The sequence below is a fragment of the Vibrio sagamiensis NBRC 104589 genome, from assembly GCF_007990935.1.
Taxonomy (GTDB): domain Bacteria; phylum Pseudomonadota; class Gammaproteobacteria; order Enterobacterales; family Vibrionaceae; genus Vibrio; species Vibrio sagamiensis.
In genome coordinates, this window is the sequence record NZ_BJXJ01000100.1 from 1 (window position 1) to 2,404 (window position 2,404).

Below are 2,404 nucleotides of genomic sequence, written 5' to 3' on the forward strand. Positions count from 1 at the left end.
CGACCACTGGCCGCATCAAACTCGGTATATAACGAAAGGTACCCCTCTGCTCCTGCTGGCTCTGCCACCGAAAGCGATACATCCACTCGGTAATCGGTGCCAAAATTAAACCCTTTTTCTGCCACTAATTCCGCTGTATCTGCCTCTTCCGATACTTCACCGTACAACGCTGGTGTCGGCTTGCTTGGCGGAGCACTGGCTCCACCTCCCTCACCGCCACCACAACCGACCAGAAGAGCGGACATTGCTAACGCACAAGGCGTCAAAATTGATAAGTATTTCATCTTATTCTCTCCTGTTAGTTGGTGATGTTTAATACATTACCCATACCATTGCCATGCACGGTACAGTAATAACGTAATGTTTCAGGTGCATCCATCGGTACTGTAAACTTCACTTGTGAACGCTCTCCACCTGCATCACCGCCGAGTGACATCACACCATTGGTGTAAGGTTGGTCGTCGGTGGTTCGGATGGCGAGTGGATGACCTGCATTGGTGGCTTCATGTTGTTCAAACACATAAGTGCGGCCACGTTGTAAGGTCAAACTTGGCGCTTCGGCTCCATTCAGATAGTACTTACCACCCGATACCGTCACGTGCATCACTCCGTTGTCACTGCCATAGTAACCGTAAGACGCTTTACTTGGCGTGTACCAATCCGCGGATTGAGCACCACTGCTGGTGACGAAAGTTGCGAACTCTGGATAGGTTTGACTGATGTCTCGGTATTCCAGTGAATGGGCCCAATCGTCGGTAATGATGATGCCCCACGGTAATTGGTTACTGTTACGGTAGTAGACTGTACTGCCATCGGAGACATCATCACCTTGCGTAAAGAAGCTCGATGAAACCGTATCCCCGACTGACGTCGGTGCTCGGTCTGCTGTATGTATCTCAAACTCACGCCCTAGGTCACTTCCTGGAGGAGTTTCACGCCATCCACCGCCACCGAATATAAATGGGTCATAACCACCCGGCATCGAGCCAGTTTCAATAAAGGTCGAAGCAGGCTGAGCACTGGCCAGTGGCATTTTGGCGTTAAAACTGAATTGTATCGCCTCGTTCAAGCAGTGTGATTCGGTACGGTGGTAGTCACAACCGCTGTTGAATGTCAGCGCATGCTTCAAGTTGTCACTGGCGATGACTATCAGCTCCGAAGCATTCATATCGAGCATAGTGCCGACTTGAGTTTGATTGCGGTAGAAGCGAGAAGACGCGGCGTCAACCATAGCGCGATCAATACCAGGGAAGTGTAAGGCAAAACCATTACTATAGCTTGCGCCATAGGCGGCTAATTGACCGACCACATCAACTTGTATGACATCGTCATTGTGTGCACTGCTTTCATGCAAGATAATACGATATTGCATCACCACATCATTGAGGTCGTAATCGCCCATCATTGGCCAGTTATCCTCGAAGGCTGCGGTATACCAACCCGAAGCACTGGGTAAGTAAACATAGTTAACGTCCCCTTGCGACACATTGACCGCGTAGTCTTCAACTTCGCCGCCACCACCGAAGCCTTTAGGGCCAAGGTCTTTCATGCCTGATACACGACAACGCATATAGGTGCTGCCTAGTTGTGCATCAATCGGCACGTCCATCACAATGGTATTGCTGCCATCGCTCAGCGCATGATTTTTCAGGAACTGCTCATCGCCATCAAACTGACCCGATTGATCCCAATCTGCCCAGCACTGTAGGTAAGCATCACTGCCACCAGTGGTCGCTAGCACTTCAATCACAGAGGCTTTACCGGTTTCAAATGGGGTTTGTATCACCACGCCATCTTCATCGTTACTGCCTTCATTATTATCGCCATCTGCATTGATACTTGGAATGCCGTCCGGGTCAACATCAGTGGCAACATTACCGAGGTACAAATTGGTGACCACAACATGTTTAGGGCCATCGTCGGCAGCTAAAGTGCCGTAGCTTTGTGGCGCATCACCATAGTCGTGGTCGTCTAAACTGGTGCAAGTGTTGTGAACAGAGTAAATACCATCACTGGTTACGGTGTGAGAATGACCATCCAGATTTGAAGTGATTTCTAGACTCATGGTTTTATCTAGACTGCAACTGGTGCCTGTAGCCGTCGTTTGTAAGCAGACTTCCGGAGCCGGACCGTCAAACTCGATATTAATGGTCGGCACCGTGGTCTGAGTCGTCCCCACTGGCGTTCCACGGATTAAGTAACGTAAACTCTGGTGAGCATTATAAGTGGCGGTATTAATATTTAAACTAAAGCTATTACCGACGACCCCAGCTAAGACATCTGTGGTGCTGAGTAACGTACCGTCAGACGACCTGACCTTTAGGATCATATCACTGTAGTCACTGGCGGTGATGTTGTTAACTACAATGCTGTCCCAGTTAGTGACCACCGCGGAGCCGGTACT

The 2,404-nt window shown here is 49.6% G+C and carries 1 protein-coding gene and 1 pseudogene; both read right to left on the reverse strand.

What is annotated here, in order from left to right; genetic code table 11:
- Positions 1–284 (reverse strand): annotated as a pseudogene (locus VSA01S_RS19500) (hypothetical protein); the annotation flags it as partial.
- 14 nt (positions 285–298) lie between these two features.
- A partial coding sequence (locus VSA01S_RS19505) for an LruC domain-containing protein (RefSeq protein WP_147052779.1) occupies positions 299–2,404 on the reverse strand: 2,106 nt, incomplete at its 5' end.